Source organism: Ponticaulis sp. (genome assembly GCF_029210165.1).
Classification (GTDB): Bacteria; Pseudomonadota; Alphaproteobacteria; order Caulobacterales; family Hyphomonadaceae; genus Ponticaulis.
This window is the reverse complement of the sequence record NZ_JARGNT010000001.1, coordinates 158971-178610: the sequence shown is the minus strand read 5'-3', so window position 1 is coordinate 178610 and position 19640 is coordinate 158971. Positions and strand designations below refer to the sequence as shown.

Annotated in this window: 17 protein-coding genes; 7 read left to right on the top strand and 10 right to left on the bottom strand. The window is 56.4% G+C overall.

Features of this window, described 5'->3' with window-relative positions:
* Positions 1-20 precede the first annotated feature (20 nt).
* The 3 genes from galE (at position 21) to P1U45_RS00820 (ending at position 3327) form a co-directional block, all read left to right on the top strand.
* Complete coding sequence (gene galE, locus P1U45_RS00830; RefSeq protein WP_301057050.1) at positions 21-1004, top strand: UDP-glucose 4-epimerase GalE; 984 nt, start codon at positions 21-23, stop codon at positions 1002-1004.
* 248 nt (positions 1005-1252) lie between these two features.
* Entirely contained in the window at positions 1253-2371 is a 1119-nt protein-coding gene (gmd, locus tag P1U45_RS00825; RefSeq protein ID WP_301057049.1) for a GDP-mannose 4,6-dehydratase, read from the top strand.
* Between the two features lie 2 nt (positions 2372-2373).
* A complete protein-coding gene (locus P1U45_RS00820) occupies positions 2374-3327 on the top strand; it encodes a GDP-L-fucose synthase (RefSeq protein WP_301057048.1) in 954 nt (317 codons plus the stop codon).
* A gap of 48 nt (positions 3328-3375) precedes the next feature.
* Here P1U45_RS00820 and P1U45_RS00815 read toward each other — a convergent pair whose 3' ends face one another.
* The 3 genes from P1U45_RS00815 to P1U45_RS00805 form a co-directional block, all read right to left on the bottom strand.
* Positions 3376-3615, bottom strand: a complete 240-nt coding sequence (locus tag P1U45_RS00815; protein ID WP_301057047.1) for a hypothetical protein — start codon at positions 3613-3615, stop codon at positions 3376-3378.
* A gap of 13 nt (positions 3616-3628) precedes the next feature.
* Positions 3629-5149 carry an NAD(P)H-hydrate dehydratase gene (locus P1U45_RS00810; protein ID WP_301057046.1) on the bottom strand — a complete coding sequence of 507 codons (1521 nt, stop codon included), beginning with the start codon at positions 5147-5149 and terminating at the stop codon, positions 3629-3631.
* A gap of 75 nt (positions 5150-5224) precedes the next feature.
* Entirely contained in the window at positions 5225-5809 is a 585-nt protein-coding gene (locus tag P1U45_RS00805; RefSeq protein ID WP_301057045.1) for a GNAT family N-acetyltransferase, read from the bottom strand.
* A 126-nt stretch (positions 5810-5935) separates the two neighbouring features.
* Between P1U45_RS00805 and P1U45_RS00800 the strand changes: the two genes are divergently transcribed.
* The 3 genes from P1U45_RS00800 to P1U45_RS00790 all read left to right on the top strand — a co-directional run bounded on the left by P1U45_RS00800 (position 5936) and on the right by P1U45_RS00790 (position 8659).
* Positions 5936-7117, top strand: coding sequence for an energy transducer TonB (locus P1U45_RS00800; RefSeq protein WP_301057044.1), 1182 nt, complete (start codon positions 5936-5938; stop codon positions 7115-7117).
* 42 nt (positions 7118-7159) lie between these two features.
* Positions 7160-8347 carry a hypothetical protein gene (locus P1U45_RS00795; RefSeq protein WP_301057043.1) on the top strand — a complete coding sequence of 396 codons (1188 nt, stop codon included), beginning with the start codon at positions 7160-7162 and terminating at the stop codon, positions 8345-8347.
* A 72-nt stretch (positions 8348-8419) separates the two neighbouring features.
* Positions 8420-8659 (top strand): hypothetical protein, encoded by a 240-nt coding sequence (locus tag P1U45_RS00790; RefSeq protein ID WP_301057042.1) that lies wholly within the window; start codon positions 8420-8422, stop codon positions 8657-8659.
* An 8-nt stretch (positions 8660-8667) separates the two neighbouring features.
* Here P1U45_RS00790 and eda read toward each other — a convergent pair whose 3' ends face one another.
* The 7 genes from eda to P1U45_RS00755 all read right to left on the bottom strand — a co-directional run bounded on the left by eda (position 8668) and on the right by P1U45_RS00755 (position 18475).
* Positions 8668-9306, bottom strand: coding sequence for a bifunctional 4-hydroxy-2-oxoglutarate aldolase/2-dehydro-3-deoxy-phosphogluconate aldolase (gene eda / locus P1U45_RS00785; protein WP_301057041.1), 639 nt, complete (start codon positions 9304-9306; stop codon positions 8668-8670).
* Positions 9307-9316: 10 nt separating this feature from the next.
* The gene (locus P1U45_RS00780) at positions 9317-10276 is read right to left on the bottom strand and encodes an ROK family protein (protein ID WP_293607311.1); all 960 of its coding nucleotides are present in this window, start codon (positions 10274-10276) and stop codon (positions 9317-9319) included.
* Positions 10276-12105, bottom strand: a complete 1830-nt coding sequence (gene edd / locus P1U45_RS00775; protein ID WP_301057040.1) for a phosphogluconate dehydratase — start codon at positions 12103-12105, stop codon at positions 10276-10278. The genes P1U45_RS00780 and edd overlap by 1 nt, the downstream gene beginning before the upstream one ends.
* Complete coding sequence (gene pgl, locus P1U45_RS00770) at positions 12102-12791, bottom strand: 6-phosphogluconolactonase (RefSeq protein WP_301057039.1); 690 nt, start codon at positions 12789-12791, stop codon at positions 12102-12104. Before pgl ends, edd begins: the two co-directional genes overlap by 4 nt.
* The gene (gene zwf, locus P1U45_RS00765; protein WP_301057038.1) at positions 12788-14263 is read right to left on the bottom strand and encodes a glucose-6-phosphate dehydrogenase; all 1476 of its coding nucleotides are present in this window, start codon (positions 14261-14263) and stop codon (positions 12788-12790) included. Before zwf ends, pgl begins: the two co-directional genes overlap by 4 nt.
* Before the next feature lie 105 nt (positions 14264-14368).
* Positions 14369-15958: a sodium/sugar symporter gene (locus P1U45_RS00760; protein ID WP_301057037.1), complete on the bottom strand. Its 1590-nt coding sequence runs from the start codon at positions 15956-15958 to the stop codon at positions 14369-14371.
* Between the two features lie 27 nt (positions 15959-15985).
* On the bottom strand, positions 15986-18475 hold the full coding sequence (locus tag P1U45_RS00755; RefSeq protein ID WP_301057036.1) for a glycoside hydrolase family 3 protein: 2490 nt from the start codon (positions 18473-18475) through the stop codon (positions 15986-15988).
* Between the two features lie 151 nt (positions 18476-18626).
* Here P1U45_RS00755 and P1U45_RS00750 point away from each other — a divergent pair, with 151 nt between their 5' ends.
* A complete protein-coding gene (locus P1U45_RS00750) occupies positions 18627-19640 on the top strand; it encodes a LacI family DNA-binding transcriptional regulator (RefSeq protein ID WP_301057035.1) in 1014 nt (337 codons plus the stop codon).

Genomic DNA, 19640 nt, shown 5'->3' with positions numbered 1-19640 from the left:
TCCCCGAAGGGGCCGAAAGTATGTCGAAAACTGTTCTGGTGGCTGGTGGAGCCGGATACATCGGATCTCACGCCTGTCTGGCTCTGAAACAGGCTGGCTATACCCCCGTGGTGTTCGACAATTTTTCCAATGGTCACAAGGCCTTTGTGCAATGGGGTCCATTCGTAGAAGGCGATATCCGTAGCCGCGTCGATCTCGATGCGGCTTTCGATACCTACAACCCCGTTGGTGTGATGCATTTCGCGGGTCTGATCGAAGTCGGTGAATCGATGAAGGAGCCGCTGTCGTTTCATGAGAACAATGTAACGGGCGCGATCAATCTGATCGCGGCTGCAAAGGAGGCTGAGGTGCAGGCCTTTGTGTTTTCATCCACCTGCGCGACCTATGGTGAGCCACATGACGTGCCAATGGATGAAACTCATATTCAGGAGCCCCTCAATCCTTATGGCCGGTCCAAACTTATCATCGAGCAGGTGCTGAACGACCTACGTGAGCTGTCCGGTTTCCCTTCTGTCGCGCTCCGGTATTTCAACGCAGCCGGTGCTGACCCTGAGGCGCGCATTGGTGAATGGCACGAGCCGGAGACTCATATCATTCCGCTTGCGTTCGATACGGCGCTCGGTTTGAGGAAAGGATTCCAGATAAATGGGACGGATTATGAGACCCGCGACGGAACGTGTGTGCGCGACTATATACATGTCTGCGATATCGCAGCGGCGCATGTGAAGGCGCTGAACTATTTGCTTTGCGGCGCGAAGGGCGGGGCGTTCAACCTTGGCACGGGCGACGGGACAACCATTAAAGAGTTGCTGGACGTAATTCATAAAGTGACACGGCGACCGTTTCCCGTGACAGAAGGGCCGCGTCGTAGCGGCGATAGCGCTATGCTGGTCGCGGACAACGCTAAAGCATTTGAAGTACTTGGCTGGAGGCCGGAGTACAGCCTTGAAAACATCGTGGCTGATGCGTGGCGGTGGCATAGAAATCTGCGTCAGAGCAGCTGAATTATCTTTTATTAGTATGATCGGGCATATCTGTCTTTGAAAGTTAATTGAAAGCCGGTGCGAAATTTTTGTGCGCCTTCGGAATATACCCAAACTCAAGGGAAATTTTTGGGTTTGTCAGCTTGTTTCTTGCCCGAATTTGTGCAGGTTTGCCCTTGTCGAAAGGGGTGGACTTTCCCGCCTGTGGTTTGCGTTTAGCACTCTGAGTATTCGGGACATTTCGGCGCTGAGTATCGATTGGGGATTACATGAAAAAAGCATTGATTACCGGGATTACTGGCCAGGACGGCTCGTATCTGGCTGAGTTCCTGTTGGAAAAAGGATATGAGGTACACGGTATCAAGCGTCGTTCGTCGCTGTTTAATACTGCTCGTATTGATCACCTTTACGAAGATCCTCACGCGCCAGCTCCTAAAATGAAACTGCATTATGGCGACCTCGCCGATGCGCTGAACCTGACACGCCTTATCCGAGATATCGAGCCTGACGAGATTTATAACCTTGGCGCTCAGTCACACGTCGCGGTCAGCTTTGAGGCACCTGAATATACAGCAGACGTTGATGCGATTGGTACGCTGCGTATTCTCGAAGCGCTGCGTTTCCTCGGCATGGAAAAGACATGCCGCTTCTATCAGGCGTCTACGTCGGAGCTTTATGGTCTCGTGCAGGAGATCCCTCAGAAAGAAACGACACCTTTCTACCCGCGCTCGCCATATGCGGTCGCTAAGCAATACGCATATTGGATCGCGGTGAATTACCGTGAATCTTACGACATGTATGCGTGCAACGGCATTCTCTTTAACCACGAGTCACCGCGCCGTGGTGAGACCTTCGTGACGCGTAAGATTACACGCGGTCTTGCGAACGTTGCGCTCGGCCTCGAGCCTTGCCTGCACATGGGCAACATTGATGCGCTGCGCGACTGGGGCCATGCGAAAGATTATGTCCGCATGCAGTGGATGATGCTTCAACAGGATGCCCCGGAAGATTTCGTCATCGCGACGGGTGTTCAGTATTCCGTGCGTGAGTTCATCACATGGACAGCCAACGAGCTGGGCATTTCAGTCGAATTCACTGGCAAAGGCGTCGACGAGATCGCCACTGTAACTGCCATTGATGGCGACAAAGCGCCGGCTGTAAAAGTTGGTGACGTGATCATGCGCATTGATCCACGCTATTTCCGTCCTGCTGAAGTCGAGACGCTGCTTGGTGATCCGACAAAAGCGAAAGAGAAGCTTGGTTGGGTTCCGGAAATCACAGCGCAGGAAATGTGCGCTGAAATGGTCGCCGAAGACTATAAAGCGTCTCAGCGTACTATCCTGCTGAAAAAGCACGGCCTGGAACTGCCGGTCAGCCTGGAAAACTGATCATGAGTTTTGACCTTAAGGGTAAGAAAATCTTCGTGTCCGGCCATCGCGGGATGGTCGGCTCTGCGACCGTGCGTCGTCTGGAGCAGGAAGAAGGCGTAGAAATTCTGACCGCATCGCGTGCGGAGATGGATCTCACCCGTCAGGATGAAGTCGAAAAGTGGATGGCGGCGAACAAGCCGGACGTTGTGTTCGTCACGGCGGCAAAAGTCGGCGGCATTCTTGCGAACGACACCTATCCGGCGCAGTTCATCTACGAAAACCTGATGATTGAGGCCAACCTCATTCATTCGGCCTATAAGAATGACGTCGAGAAACTCGTCTATCTCGGATCCTCGTGCATCTATCCTAAAATGGCGCCTCAGCCGATCCCGGAAGATGCTCTGCTGACAGGGCCGCTCGAGCCGACGAACGAGTGGTATGCGATTGCGAAAATTGCCGGTATCAAGCTGTGTCAGGCGTATCGCAAAGAGTATGGCTGCGATTACATCTCCGGGATGCCGACAAACCTGTTCGGCCCGAATGATAATTTCGATCTGAAGAACAGCCACGTTCTGCCAGCGATCATCCGCAAAGTGTATGACGCCAAGCAAAGCGGCCAGAAGAGCATCGAAATCTGGGGTACAGGCAGCGCCAAGCGTGAATTCCTTCACGTGGATGACTGCGCAGACGCGATGATCTTCCTTCTGAAGAATTTCTCTGGTCCGGATCACATCAATATCGGTTCGGGTGAAGATCTCTCAATTCTCGAACTCACCAAACTGATCATGGATGTGGTCGGTTATGACGGTGAGATTGTTCACGATCTATCCAAGCCTGATGGTACGCCGCGTAAGCTGATGCAGGTTGACCGCCTCAAAGGCCTTGGCTGGGAGCCGAAATACTCTCTGCGTGCCGGTGTCGAGAACGCTTATCAATGGTTCCTCGATAACCGCGAAAGCATTCGCGGCCTCTAGGCGCACTTCAAAAAAGAACATAAAAACCCGGCTCATCGGCCGGGTTTTTTATTTGTTGGAAATCCAGATAACGGCGCCTACAGCCCATACCAGACAGGCAATGAAGGCAGCTCCCCAATATTTGCGCTGCATGAGATATGCATAATTGCCGTTAAAGAGCGGTTTAATGCGCGTGCGTCGCCAATGGCCTGTCAGCAAAGCGCGCAAGATGAAATAAAGCGGGATGAGCAGCGCAAGCGGCAGAAAAGCGAAGAAGTATTCGCTGTCTGGAGCAAGCCCGCGCCGCATCGATCAGTCTAAATCATTCATCGCCCGGCGTGGACCAGTCATGGCTGTCTTCTTCCAGAACTTCGGCAAGGCCCGATTCCAGATCGTCGGCGATGAGATAAGGTCCGCAGCGATTGCCCGATTCGCCATGAAGCCAGACGCCAGCGCATGCGGCTTCGAAGGCGGGCATGCCTTGCGCCATCAGGCCGGTGATAATCCCGGTCAGCACGTCGCCGGAGCCCGCAGTCGCCAGCCATGGCGGCGCATTCGAATTGATCGCAGCCCGTCCGCCCGGTTCTGCGATGATCGTATCCGACCCTTTCAGAACAATGACGCCGCCTGAAAGTTCTGCCGCTTCACGGGCGGCATCCAGACGATTTCCGTCTTGTGGGATCGCGCCGAACAGGCGTTTGAATTCCCCGACATGAGGCGTGAGGACACACGTACGGTCGCGATGCTTCAGCCAGTCAAACAGGGCTGGCGGGTCATCTGCGAACAGGGTGAAGACATCTGCGTCCAGCGTGAGGGCTGGCGGGCAGGAGAGCGCGATATCAACCAACTTGCGTGCCTCGGCATCCGTGCCAAGCGCAGGGCCGATGGCCGCTGCGGATACGCGTACGTCTGACAATAGCTCTTTCAGTTCCTGCGGCGTAGATGCAGGCTTCAACATAACGGATGTCACATGCGCAGCATGGACCATCAGCGCGTCCGGTGATCCGACCAGGGAGACAAGGCCTGCGCCTGTGCGAAGGGCATTCACGGCTGAGAGACGTGACGCGCCAGTTGAAAGCGGACCACCTGAGACCACCATGGCATGGCCGCGTGTGTACTTATTGACGTACTCACAATAGCCCGGCCAGTGCGCCTGCCAGAGGCCCGGCGCGTTTTCGTAAGAGGTCACGCCAAGCTTCTCCAGCGTTTCGTCACTAATGCCGATGTCGGCGACGGTAATGTTGCCGCAATGGGCTTTCCCCGGATTGAGAAGATGGCCCGGCTTCTTGCGGAAGAAGGTGACTGTCTCATCCGCATGGACGCTGTCACGACCAACACGGCCTGTTGCGCCGCACACACCGCTCGGCAGATCAACAGAGAGGATGGGCGCGCCAGAATGGTTCATCGCGATGATGTAAGCCGCAGCCGTGCCCTCAGCCGGTCGGTCAAGTCCCGCGCCGAATACAGCGTCGATCAGCAGATCGGCCTCTTTCAGGTCAGCCGGATGAAGCGCGATGGTCTCGCCGCGCCACTGGCGAAAAGCGAGGGCGGCATCGCCTTTCAGATCATCCGGAGAGCCCAACGTGGAGAGGCGCACAGTGCGCCCCGCCTGACGCAGAAGCTCGGCGACGACAAATCCATCGCCGCCATTGTTTCCCGGGCCGCAGAGCACATGGATTGTCTCGGCATCCGGATAGGCGGTGAGAACGCGGTCGAAAATGGCGCGACCGGCGCGTTCCATGAGTTCGATGCCGGGCGTGCCGGCTTCAATGGTCATCTGGTCTGCATGCCCCATCTGGGCAGGCGACAACAGGGCGTTCAGCAAGGGCGAATGTCGGTTCATAATGTCAGCGTATCCTCCACAGAGCAGCTTGCAAGGCTGCGGGTGGGGCATTGCGCTTATTCCTGTGAATTCCGGCTAAAGCTCGTGTAGCCAGAATGTCAGGTTTTTCTCTGTTTGCGCCTGGTCGCCCCGGTCCTTCCATTTGAACGCACACACCAGGTCATTCCGTCGTTCATATCCACGACTTTGCCAGAATACATCCAGTGGTCGATAGCTGTCTGGTTTTAGCGGATGTGTGTCCGGTCTCTGAACCGCACAGAAGGCTGTCTTGTCGGCGCCCCACGCCCATGCAGCCGCCTCGCGGATATCAAAGAAGGCGTGCCCGACACCGTGCCCGCGATACTCCGGAAGCAAAACAGACTCGCCGAAATAGAAAATTTTGCTTGTATCTATGCCCGCCGTGGCGAACGGGGTACGGAAATCGGCATGGGTGTCTTTGAAGGGCTCGGCCGTGGTCGCACCGACGACTTTGCCCTCATGTTCGGCAAGGCCAACGCAGGCGAATTCGGATAGGGCAAAATGCTTCAGATAGACCTCTTCTTCTTCCATCGTGCCGTCATAGAGGTAGGGCCATTCATGGAAGACAGTCAGGCGCAGGCGCGCAATGTGCGGGATTGCCGGAATGATCTCGTCCGGCCCCTTTAGTGTTCTGATTTCCATAAGGTCTCCTCAGGTCTGCCTGCCAAGAAATCAAACTGTGTTTTCAGACACAAGACCTGATTTGCGCCCTTGTTTTGACCGTGTGAACATGCTCAAATTTCTATCAGAGGTGACGGGAGGCGGAATTTGAAACGTTTGCGTAGAGTAGTGATTGGCCTGATGGGCCTTGGTTTGGCGCAAACGGCGCAGGCACAGATTTCAGCCGACTCCCTGACGGCCTTTAATCAGGCTGTTGAAACCGGTGATGCCGCTGCAATTGAGATGGCCTCAACAAATCTGATGAATGATGCCATCGCCAATCCGGACGATCCTGATGCGCTGATTGCGGCTTATGAAGCGGCGCTGAAGCTTTGCGACATCGACTGCGAAGCCGCACTTCCGGGCGCTGAATTTGCGCTTGGCTTTCCGGCAACGGGTCAGCATCCGATTATGGCAGAGCGCGAGCTGCTTTTTGCATTCGCAGATTTTTCCCGACGCGCCACAGGCTCGACCCGCACACGCCTTGAAGCGGCGCTCGCGAATATGCAGGACCCGACGCGGCTTAGTGCGCGCGCCTTTCTTCCGCTCTATTCCGACTATGCGGGTAACTTCCGCATGTCCGAAGCGGCACGCGTTTCTGGCATGGCGGTAGAGCATTTACGCCCGGTACGTTCCAGCGTGCCTCAGTACTATCTGCATGCGCTGGAGTCTTATGCGACGACCGGTTTTATCGATGTGAAATCGCGTGAATCCCATGAGACGCTGGTGCGCTGGAATGCCGAGATGAAGCAGATGCGGTCGCAGGTTCACCCTGATGAGCGGCCTGACTGGTTGGAAAGCGTTTATTGGCGCAGCGAGGCATGGGTCGGAACGGCAAATGTCTATTATCAATCCCTGACAACGCAGAGCGGCTCCAGAGGGTTTGATATGGCTCGCACGTCATCGCTTAGCCCGTCCGAAGTGCGGCTGATCGGGCTGGAGTATCCAGTGAACATGATCCACTTTCGAACCCGCCAGCAAATGGGTGAGGAGTTTTTGCTACCGCATTGTGAGGGTGAGCTGGTCATGGATGGCGAGTTGGACTGGCCTTCCAGAGCACGAAATAACGGAACAGTCGGTTATGTGATTGTTGGCTTCGACCTTGATAACGAAGGACGAGCACGAAACCCTGAAGTGCTCGCCTCAGTTCCGCCAGGCGTTTACGACGATACCAGCCTTGATCGTATTCGGGACTGGTACTGGGAGGTTGATGAAGGCGTCGACAGATCGTCCTGTCGGATGAGTGCTTACGACCTCACTAGCCATCATTCCTTCCGGTTCGATCGTTAAACAGACCGACCGCATGTATCTCGAGGCAGAAACGGTAATCTCATGAACATTCTTCATAGCGCCCTCGCGGGCCTGATCGGGCTTGGCTGCGGACAGGTCGCAGCCGCTCAGATTTCGTCCAATACGCTTACGGCTTTCAATCAGGCCGTTGAGACTGGTGATGCCAGTGCAATTGAGGTTGCGTCTACAAATCTGATGAATGAGGCCATCGCCAATCCGGACGATCCTGATGCGCTGATTGCGGCTTATGAAGCGGCGCTGAAGCTTTGCGATATTGATTGTGCAGCGGCCTTGCCGGGCGCCGAATTTGCGCTTGGCTTTTCGGCAACGGGTCAGCATCCGATTATGGCAGAGCGTGAGCTGTTGGCGGCATTTGCCAGCTTCACTGCGGAATCGACACGGGATACGCGTCGGGCGCTGCTGGCTGCTCTCAATAATATGCAGGACCCGACGCTTTTAAGCGCGCGAGCCTTCATGCCGTTGTACACAGACCTGGCTGCTCGCGATAATCTTCGGGACGCAGCAGCCGTTGCCGGCTTGGCAGTTCGCGAGCTTCGCCCTGTCCGGTCCAGCGTATTACAGTATTACCTGCATGCCGCCGAAACCCATGCGACGACTTCGTTCCTTGAGGCTAAAACCTTGGAGAGCCATGAGGCGCTGGTGCGTTGGAATGCAGAGCTTCGCGAACTCAAAGCCAGCGTAGGACCTAATGACGCCCCTGAATGGTTGGAGAGAGCCTTCTGGCGCAGCGAGGCATGGCTCGGTTTGGCGGGCGTCTTTTATAGTTCGACGGATAAAAACGGAGATGGCAGCGGCAGATTCCGCCGCGGCGATGTAACTTATCTAAGTGAAGACGCCGTAGCGGCCATTTATCAGCAGTATTCAATTCCGGATGATTTCGATGTGGTCTTAACGGGGCAGGACGTAGCAAACGGTTTACCCGTGTGTGGAGCCATTCCCAGAGCTTCGGATGGATTGGAGTATCCACGATCGGCTCTTTCCAACGGAGATATCGGATATACCATCCTGAGGTACGATACGGATGAGGACGGCTACGTGATTGACGAGTCAGTCAGAATGCTTGCGGCGGTTCCCGGAGGTGTTTTCGAAGAAGCAGTAATCGACGCACTTTCGGACTGGAGATTTCGTGTAACTGGCGATTTGCGTCCACCTGAATGCTACATTCAACGCACGGACATCATCCATACAATCTCATTCCGTCTCCGTTAGCCCTGCGTCAGATCGGCCTCTCGCGTGAAAGAGGCTGACGCGGCATGATGTAAACTGAAACGGAGCTTATCCATGCCGCTACTCAAGCACTCGGCGCTCGCGCTTATAGTATCTTTTGGCCTGTCAGTCTTTTTCTGGCTGGCGCTTGGCGTGTTCAATCTGCAGGGCTTTTGGGCCGTATCGATTGGGTGCGCTTTTCTCGGCGTCGTTTTCGGGTTGTTCTTCTTCCGCCGCATCTGGGTAACGGGCGCGGCGACAGCGATGATCCGGATTCTGGTATTTCTGGTCGTCTCGACCGGAACAGGGATGTAGCCGGTCGTTTAAGCCAGCGCGTCGCGTGAGGCCTGCGTGAGCGCGGTGATCTCATCCCACTTACCAGCCTCGATAAGATCGTTCGGAACGATCCAGGATCCACCAACAGCGATGACATTCGGCAGAGAGAGATAGTCGCGCGCATTCTTCGGGCTGACCCCGCCGGTCGGCATGAACCGGATATCCGGCAGAGGCGCGGCGATGGATTTGAGAAACGGCGCACCGCCAGCGGCTTCAGCCGGGAAGAACTTTTGTATAGTAAAGCCTTCATCACGCAGCTTTAGCGCCTCTGAGACTGTCGCAGCGCCCGGAAAGACGGCGCCGTCATAGGCTTTGAGTGCAACGCGTAACTCTTCTGTCGTGCCCGGTGTGACGAGAAATTCGGCGCCAGCTTTGGCGGCCGCATCGACATCAGAAGGGCGCGTAATCGTGCCCGCGCCGACAAACGCTTCAAGCTGTGCATCCGCCATTTGTTTGATCGCTTCAAGCGCGCAGTCTGTGCGTAGCGTGACTTCCAGAACATCTGCGCCGCCTGCGATGAGCGCGTTTGCCAGAGGCAGCGCCTGATCAAGGCTTTTAATCGTGATAACCGGAATGATCCGGCAGGTGCGCATGCGCTCGATTGTGGCGGGGCTGATGGTCGTCATGGGTAAAGTCCTATTCCAGAGCGAGCGCTGCAGCCCCGATAAGCGGAGCCTCATCATGCATCAGCACGCTGACAGGTGTGTGTGCAAGGAAGGGCGACATGGGGCCGCGTTCCAGGAAGCGATCGCTAGCTTCTGTAGTGCGCAGCCATTTCACCATACGCTCTGCGACGCCGCCGGTCAGCACGACACCAGCATGTGCGCCTGTGATCAGAGCAGCGTCCCCCACCGCGCCCATCAGGGCGTTTGCGCGGAACTTGCAGACTTCCACGCAGACTTTGTCGCCTGCATCGGCGCGGTCCAGAATGTTCTGCGGTGAGAGATCTTCCGGTGTGACGCCTTGCAGCTCGCAAATGGCTTCATAGACGGGCATGAGCCAGCGACCGGAGACGATCATTTCCACGGAGACGTAATTATAGGTGCGCGCGATCACGTCACGAATGGCGGCTTCGCGCATGTTACGTGGCGCAAAAGCAGAGTGACCGCCTTCACCCGTCATGACGCGCCATCCGCCCGTGACGGACTGGATAAGCGTGGATACGCCGTGTCCGGTGCCGGGGCCGGTGACGAGGATCGGACCTTCGGGGCTGAAATGGCTTTCGATCACGGTTTCGAAGCTGTCATTCGGGATTTCAGGAATGGCGCGGGCCATCGCGGCAAAGTCGTTCACGATCGTCGCGCTCTCAATAAGGAAGCGCGACTGTATGACGGACGGAACGACACGAGGCCAGGGCCGGTTGGTCAGCTTGATAGAACCGTCATCAGCGATTGGGCCTGCCAGCGCAAACAGCGCAGACTTGGGCTTCACATCGCTTGAGCTGAGATAGTCCTCGATAGCGTCTTCAAAGCTCGGAATGGCCGGATCATCATACACTTTGATATTGTGCAGCTGGACATGTCCCAAAGAGGATGATGCCAGTGCCAGGCGGATTTTCGTGCCGCCAACATCGCCAACCAGAACAGGTTTGCTCATCAGTTCATCCCCGCAAATCGGAAGAAGCTCGCGCCGGATGCCGCGTCACCTGCCTCAGCGCGCATCGTCGAAAACAGCTCACGGCCAAGGCCAGTATCTGTCTGGTTCGGCACATGGACGGCAGGCGCGCGTGCGTTAAACTCTTCGACACCGCCGAGGAAGTTCAGCTCGCCCGTTTCGCAGTTAAGGCGCAGCGGATCGCCATCACGCAGGCGGGCAATCGGACCGCCGCGCACCCCTTCAGGAGAGAGGTGGATGGCGTTCGGGATTTTGCCCGACGCACCAGACATGCGACCATCCGTGACGAGGGCGACATGGTGCCCGTCATCCTGCAAGGAGCCGAGAATAGGCGTCAGAGAGTGCAGTTCCGGCATGCCATTCGCGCCCGGACCCTGGAAGCGGACCACAATGATGACATCCTTGTTCAGCTCGCCAGCCTGATAGGCTTTCTTCACATCGCCTTGCGTATCGAAGACGCGGGCAGGGGCTTCAACAAGGCGGTATTCAGGCTTCACCGCAGAGATTTTGGTGACGCTTTCGCCGAGATTGCCTTCGAGCAATTTCAGCCCGCCTTCTTTATCGAAGGGCTGGTCGACAGGGCGGAGGATTTCAAGATCGCCGCTTGTCTCCGGTGGTTCGCGCCATTCAATTTCACCATCAGCGCCAATGAATGGCTCCATCGCCTGATCGGCCAGTGTGCCATTGATCGTGCGTGCATCGGCGTGGACAAGCCCGCCTTTGATCAGCTCGCGGATGAGGAAGCCCATACCGCCAGCCGCATGGAAATGGTTCACGTCCGTAGCGGAGTTCGGATAGATGCGGCAGAGAAGCGGTGTAACAGCTGAAATCTCAGCCATGTCCTGCGGCGTCAGCACGATACCGGCCGAGGCTGCAAAGCTTGCAAGGTGAAGGACGAGGTTGGTCGAGCCACCGGTTGCCATCAGGCCGACTACGGCGTTCACGATGGAGCGTTCGTCGATCATCTCACCGGCTGGTGTGTAATCGCCCGCAATGCTGATCGCGGCGGCTTTCTTCGTCGCTTCTCTGGTGAGCGCGGTGCGCAGCTCTTCACCCGGCTGCACAAAGGCGGCGCCCGGAAGGTGCAGGCCGACCATCTCCATCACCATCTGGTTGGAGTTGGCCGTGCCATAAAAGGTGCAAGTGCCCGGTGCGTGATAGCTTGCCGCTTCAGCTTCGAGCAGCTTGTCTCGGCCCACATTGCCGCGTGCAAATTCCTGACGGACACGTGCCTTTTCAGGGTTTGGAAGGCCTGATGGCATCGGGCCAGCCGGTACGAATACGGCAGGCAGCCACCCAAAACGCATTGCTGCTACAACGAGACCCGGAACGATCTTGTCACAGACGCCGAGATACATGGTGGAATCGAACGTGTCGTGGCTCAGCGCAATCGCTGCGGCCATGGCAATCACATCGCGCGAGAAGAGCGAGAGCTCCATACCGTCCTGACCTTGCGTGACGCCGTCACACATGGCTGGGACGCCGCCTGCGACCTGCGCAGTGGCATTCGCCGCACGCGCTGCGTCACGGATGATCTGAGGATAGGTTTCGTAAGGCTGGTGAGCGGACAGCATGTCGTTATAGGCGGTCACAATGCCGATATTGGGCCAGCTCGCGCCGAGGAGCTGAACCTTGTCCATCACGGCGCAGCCAGCGCTCGCATGAGCCTGATTGCCTTCGGTCAGCTTCTTGCGTGCAAAGCCGTCAGGGCGGTTCGCGCGGATGAGTTCCAGATATTGCGCGCGGCTTTCCGCCGAACGCTCGATAATGCGCTGTGTGATGCGCTCGATTTCAGGATGAAGTGTCGTCATGGGGCCCAGATCACCTCCATATCGTCTTTGCGGGCTGCGAGGGCGCGATGAATGGGCAGGTTTGCCTTTGTGTCCTCAAGGACAGCGCGCTTTTCCTCGCCAGTGATGAGAAGAATGACGGTTTTAGCCGCCTTCAGCACATTAAGAGTTACGGTCATCCGGTCAGTATGGTTCCCCGCGACCGGGCAGTCTGTTGCATCGATGGCGACAGCATAGAGAGACGGATCATCTGACAATGCGCGCTCAAGGCCGATACTGTCTGGAAACCAGCTTGCGGTGTGCCCATCTGGCCCCATGCCGAGCAGAACCACGTCAGGCGCCGCAAACACGCTATAGGCCGTGTTCACGCCGGCTTCGCCAGCTTGCGGCGTATCATGCGCGGTCTTCATCTCAATAAAGCGGGCAGGGCCTGCGCCTTTCTCCAGAAAGCTCTCTTTCAGAAGGCGCGTGTTGGAGGCATCGCTTTCCACATCGACCCAGCGTTCATCGACAAGACCGACCGTCACATCATGCCATGGCAGATCATTCACTGCGAGGCGCTTATAGGCTGGTGCAGGCGTGGAGCCGCCCGACAGGAGTAAGGTTGCTTTGCCGCGCTCGTGAAGCGCCGTCTTCAGGCCGGTGAGCATTTTGGCAGCGGCAGCTTCGCAAGCATCTGCTTTGGTTTTGAAGGCAGTGAATGTCATGATTTTGGCGTCGTTCTCACATGCCATGCACGGTCATCACGATCCATCATCATGGCAGAAGCAATCGGGCCATCAGAGCCTGCCGCATAGGTTTGTGGTGCCTCGTCAGACTGTTTCCAGCCATCGATAATGCCGTCCACCCACGTCCACGCGGCTTCGACTTCGTCGCGGCGCATAAAGAGGGAAAGATTGCCGCGCGCGACTTCCATCAAAAGGCGCTCATAAGCGTCCGGATAGCGAAGCATGAAGTTCTCGGCATAGGCTAGGTTGAGCGGCAGAGACTTGATACGCAGTCCGCCGGGGCCCGGCTCTTTAATATGCATGGAGAGGCGTACGCCCTCATCCGGCTGCAGTGTGATGACGAGCTGGTTCGGGCCGGAGAGATTGGTGTCGAAGATATTGTGCGCAACCGGTTTGAACTGGACAACGACCTCTGACACGCGGCGCGACATACGCTTGCCTGTGCGCAGATAGATCGGGACGCCAGCCCAGCGCCAGTTATCAATCTCAGCCTTGATCGCGACGAAGGTTTCCGTTTCGGAGCTGTCGTCACCGAGTTCTTCCAGATAGCCTTTGGCTGGCTGTCCGTTGATTAGGCCTTCAACGTATTGGGCGCGAACTGTGTTACGCTTCACCGTGTCTCCAGTGACCGGCTTCAACGCACGCAAAACCTTGATCTTCTCGGTGCGGATATCGTCGGCATGGATGGAGTTTGGAGGCTCCATCGCGATGAGACAGAGGAGCTGTAGAAGGTGGTTCTGCACCATGTCCCGCAGCGCGCCGGACCCATCATAATACCCGGCGCGGCCCTCAAGACCGAGGTCTTCGGATACAGTAATCTGGATGTGATCAATATGGTTGCGCGACCAGAGCGCTTCGAACAGCGTGTTGGAGAAGCGCAGCACCATAAGGTTTTGTACCGCTTCTTTGCCCAGATAATGGTCGATGCGGTAAATCTGTTCCTCATCAAACACTTCACCAACGCCATCATTGATCGCGCAGGCAGAGGCGAGGTCTTTGCCGATCGGCTTTTCCAGAACAATACGGCAGGCATCGCACACCATGTCTGCTGCTTTCAGTGCGTGACAGATTTTCACATAGAGCGAAGGCGAGGTAGCGAGATAATAGATAACGGTACGGTCGAAATCGACTTTGCTGCTCAGTGCTTTCCAGTCCTTAACAGGGCCGGCGATGTCGAGCGGAGAATAGTCCAGCATTTTGGCGAAGGTCGCCCAATGCTCTTCAGACCATGTGTCTTTTGCGGTGGCTGACTTACAGCTTGTCTTCGCCATCTCGATGAATTCGTCGCGCGTCATTTCAGAGCGCGCCGTGCCCACAATCTTGGAGTTCAGCGGGATCTGGTCATCAAGAAATCGGTGAAACAGGGCTGGCAGAAGCTTGCGTCGGGAGAGGTCACCCGTGCCCCCGAAGATCACGAGGTTAAACGGGTCAACAGGGATGAATTCTGCCATTTGAGTATCCTTAAATCCTGAAGCGCCAGTTCAGGGGTATCATGGAGAAAGGTATGTTGCACCGCCCGGAATTGCATAGCCGGGCGGCGCTAACGAATACGTGTCCTACCAGAATGCGACGTAGATGGCGCAGAGGATGAGCACGATCAGCACGCTGGCGATATTGAAGCCAGTATGAGTTCGGAAGGAAATCCCGCCCACGTCAACCGGTTGGTCCTCATTTGGCTTCGGTGTGAGGAGGGATGCCAAAACTCCGACCACGATGCAGATCAGGAATACAATCCAGATACGCAGAACGAATGGCAGATCCGGCAGAAGGATTTTCGCCGCAACGCTCAGAACCGCAGAAGAGATGAGCAGGGCGAATGCGCCATACTTGTTCGCACGTTTCCAGAAGAAGCCGAGCAGGAAGACTGCAACAATACCTGGCGCGATGAAGCCGGTATATTCCTGAATAGCCTGGAACGCGCTCTCAAGGCCTCCGAGGAATGGACGTGCCAGAACCAGAGCAATCAGCATCGCAACAAAGGCTGTGATGCGGCCAACCATTACATAGTGACGTTCTGAAGCGTCTTTCACGATATAGTCGCGGTAAATGTCCATGGTGAAGATCGTGGAGATGGAGTTCATCATGGACGCGAGCGACGACACGATTGCTGCAATCAGGGCTGCGAAAACGATGCCGCGCAAACCTGCAGGAACGAGTGTCATCAGCGTGCCGTATGTGCTGTCTGGTGTCTGTGTCAGCTGGTCCAAAGGAAGCTGGCCGTTCTGAGCGAGCCAGAGCGCAGCAATGCCTGGAATAACAACGATCACAGGAATAAGGAGCTTTAGGAAGGCCGCGAATGCGAGACCTTTCTGGGCTTCTCTCTCGCTCTCAGCGCCAAGTGCGCGCTGGATGATGTACTGGTTGAAGCCCCAATAAGAGAAGTGAAGAACCCAGAGGCCGCCGAGGAGCGTCCAGATGCCTGGAAGGTCGCCATACGACGCGTTGTCTTCCGACAGGATCATGTTGAAGTGGCCCGGCAACTCACCGAGCAGCGTGTTGAAGCCTGCCACAGGGCCTGCATCACCGCCCACCATATCGAGTGAGATATAGAGGATCGCGAAGCCGCCAAGGATCAGGATCACAACCTGAATAATGTCCGTCAGCGCAACGGCTTTCAGGCCGCCATAAATGGAATAGAGCACTGCAAAAATTGCGAGACCAGCCATGGCCGGAATGATCGGTACGCCCGTTACTGCTGTGATCGCGAGGCCGCCGAGCCATAGAATGGCTGTGAGGTTCACGAAGGTGTAAAGCGTGATCCAGAACACCGCCATGATCGTTTTGATCTCAGCCCCGAAACGCGTTTCGAGGAATTGTGGCATGGTGAAGATTTTCCGCTTGAGGAAAATCGGCAGGAAGAACTTCGCGACGACAAGCAGGACAATCGCGGCCTGCCACTCATAGGCCGCAATGGCGAGGCCCACGACAAAGCCCTGACCGGACTGGCCGATAATCTGCTCTGCTGAAATGTTCGCAGCAATAAGTGATGCACCAATCGCCCACCATGGCAGGGCTTTGCCCGCCAGGAAGTAGTCTTCAGTGTCTTTGGTGTGCCCTGCTGGTTCACGTGAAACCAGCAGGGCAATTCCGAGTAGCGCGATGGCATAAGCCACCACGATAATGATATCGATAGTCTCTAGGGCCATGGATTCCTCCCCCGTGAGTTTGCTGCGTTACTGGCAGCTTATTGTTGTATTTTCAGTTGCTTCGATGCTGACCGAGTGCACCGTAATGTCCATTGCTGTATCGCCCGTCAGGCTAAATGCACGTGTGACGTTCTCGGGCGTGAGGCCTTCTTCAACGAAACAGGACACTGCGATGCTGGACGTCGTCCATTCGCCCTGAGGCAGTTCGCGGAGCTGTTCGCTGACATCAACCGTCGCGCCGCAGCCTTCGCCGCAAGCCATGCCGATTTCGACGTTATCGCCGTCATCAAGGCCGAGCTGCCAGTCCACAGTGATCGCTAGGTCGTCGAGATCGCCGAAGCTTGCGAGGTCAATCGGGCGGTGAGCGCGAAGCCCAAAGCTTGCTGCACCATTGCCGGACCATGTAAGTTCGCGTGCATCTTCCTGAGCGCGATAATCAACGCCGCGGATAGAAATGCCGCCGCCAATGCTGTCGAGCGCGTTCGCCATGATTGGCAGGTTCGCGTTGGACGAGTCGCCAAGATAAGGGAGGAAGGCAGGGGCTGTGCGACCACGATCGACGATAGAACCGTCAAAGGCACGTGCATTCTGATCGACACCGGATTCTTCGGAAAGCTCTGTGAATTCAGAACTTTCTGCGTACGTCAGGCCATAGCCGAACGGATAGAGTACCCCTTCGTCTTCCGGTGAGTTGATCGGGTTGCCCATGCCGTCAGATGGCCATGAGAAAGAGAGGCGACCATTGAAGTCATGACGAGCTTCGCCGTTTTCATCAGCAACGAGCACGTCAGCCACGCCGCCGCCTTCAGAGCCTGGAAGCCAGCCGACGACAAAAGCATCGGATGCGTTCAGGTGCGGGTTCACCCAAAGCGGGCGGCCTGTCAGGAAGACGGAAACAACCGGTACACCATCGGCCTTCAGCTCACGGATGAGCTGGAGGTTCTCGCCATCATCGAATTCGAAGACGAGGTCAGTACGGTCGCCGAGATATTCTGCGTATGGCTGCTCGCCAAAAACGACTATGGCGACGTCAGGGCGGCTTTCGTAGCTGCCATCTTCAGAGAGGAAGGCCTCGCCGCCAATGTCTGCCATGGCAGTTGAAACGCCGGAGAAAATTGTCTCGCCTGTCAGGAATTCCTCATTGGAATTGCCTGTGCCTTGCCAGTTAAGTGTCCAGCCGCCTGTCTGCTGCTGCATGGAATCAGCGCCGCTACCTGCAACCATGACATTCAGGCCCGGGGCCAGAGGCAGAAGGCTGTCATCATTGCGCAGAAGAACAAGAGACTCACGTACAGCCTGACGCGCGACGGCGCGGTGCTCGTCATTGCCAAGGATAGAGACGTCGCTGGTTGCGCGATCTGACGGGCGGCCCGCATCCAGAAGACCGGAGCGGATCTTGGCTTCGAGAATTCGCAACACCGCTTCATCAAGGCGCTCAAGGTCAAGCTCGCCAGCCTCAGCTGTAGCGAGCAGGGAGTCGTAGACGCCGCGCCAGCTATCTGGCGCCATGTACATGTCTACGCCAGCGTCGAGAGACGCAACGCAATCGGTCGCGGTGCAGCCTGGAACTTCGGCGTGACCATTCCAGTCACCTACGACGAAGCCTTCAAAGCCGTATTGGTCGCGCAGAACATCCTGAAGCAGGTGCTCTGATCCGTGCATTTTCTCGCCGTTTACGGAAGAGAAGGACGCCATGACAGACTGGATGCCCAGTTCAATCGCTGGTCCATAGCCTGCGGCGTGAATGTCGAGGATGTCCTGCAGGTCGCCAACCGTATCGCCCTTGTCGATACCATATTGCGTGCCGCCATCTGCCACGAAATGCTTGGCGGTCGCCATAACGTTTTCGCCAATCAGAAAGTCAGGATCGCCCGGCAGGCCCTGAAGGCCCTCAATAATAGCGGCCGCATATTCGGCGACGAGTTCAGGGTTCTCAGAATAAGACTCATATGCGCGTCCCCAGCGGTCATCGCGGGCAACGGCGAGTGTTGGCGCGAATGTCCAGTCGAGACCAGTTGCGCGGATTTCGAGTGCTGTGACGTCGCCGATCTGGCGCATCAGGTCCGCATTATGTGTCGCGCCGAGCGCAGAGTTGTGGGGGAAGATAGTCGCTGTCTGCACATTGTTGTGGCCGTGCACGGCGTCCGTGCCCCAGATTGCCGGAATGCCGACACCGCCATCCGATGTGTCGGTGGATGCATCCCAGAAGGCGTCTGCCAGTTCGATCCACTCTTCAGGTTCTGCGACCTTGCCGCCGCCCGGCGCAGAGTTGCCGCCATTCAGAACGGAACCGAGGTTATAGGTGCGCAGGTCTTCCGGGGTAACGGCGGATATGTCCGCCTGAATGACCTGACCGATTTTCTCTTCCAAGGTCATCTGGTTCAGAAGCGCCAATGCGCGATCCGCTACGCTGTCTGCGGTTTGAGTTACTGGCGCGTCACTCGTGCCTTGCTCTGGCATGCAGCTGGTCAGCGCAGCGCCAAGCATAAGGGTGGTGACAAGTTTCATCACGCGCATTTTTCCGTCCCGTATTTTGAATTTAGTCCCTTGTCAGGACAATTTCGCTGACCTTATTGTCCGATAATGGACAAAGTCAATCTCATTTTGTCCTTGACCTGACATTATGAATTATCGGAATCGGTATAGCGTTTCCCAAACGAGAGAGTTCATGGCCACTATTGCTGAAGTTGCGCAGCGCGCCGGCGTTTCCACCAAGACCGTATCGCGCGTGATGAATAACTATGAGCACATTAGCTCCAAGACGCGTGATAAGGTCGAACGCGCCATCGAGGAGCTGAGCTTTCAGCCCGGCTTTGCGACACCTGCAAGCCGCATTGGCGAGTCTCTTAGTATCGGTATGCTGTATGGCGACCCGTCATCGGGCTATCAGGCGCGCCTCAATCACGCGGTTCTGAAGGCCTGTTCGGACGCGCGGCGCTACCTTGCAGTCGAACTGTTTGACGAGAAAAGCACTGACTGGCGTCACCAGCTGGAAGCCTTTCTGGACCGTACCGGCGTGCGCAATCTTATCCTCGTTCCGCCTATGTGCGATTCAGCTGATTTACATGAATTGCTGCGTGAGCGCGGCGTGCGCCACGTCCTGATTTCGCCATCGCGTCCGGTATCCGGAGACATCTCTATCGTGATGGATGAGTTCCGGGCGTCTCGAGAAATAACTAATCATATCATTGAGTTAGGGCATAAGCGTATCGGCCATATCAGTGGGCATCCGGATCACGTGGCAACCATTCTGCGTCGCCAGGGCTTTGAGGAAGCAATGGCTAAAGCAGGTCTCGCTACAGACGAGTTCATGGTTGTGAAGTCAGGCCGGTTCCGGTTCCGTGCAGCTCTCCAATGCGCCGAAGAAATGTTGTCTTCGGCGAACCCGCCGACGGCAATATTTGCAGCGAATGACGAGATGGCGTCGGCTGTGGTTATGGCTGCGAATCGTCTCGGCCTGCGTGTGCCTGAAGATCTGTCGGTGGCGGGCTTTGATGATGCGCCTATCGCAAGCGTTATGTGGCCTGATCTCACGACAATCGCTCAGCCTTTCGAGAAGATCGGCGAGGCGGCTGTCAGCGCGTTCATGAAGAATCGCCCAAGCGACGAACAGGTCTCTGAAACAATTGTTCTGCCGCACCAGCTGATTGTTCGTGCGTCGACTGGTCCGGTCAAAAGCTAG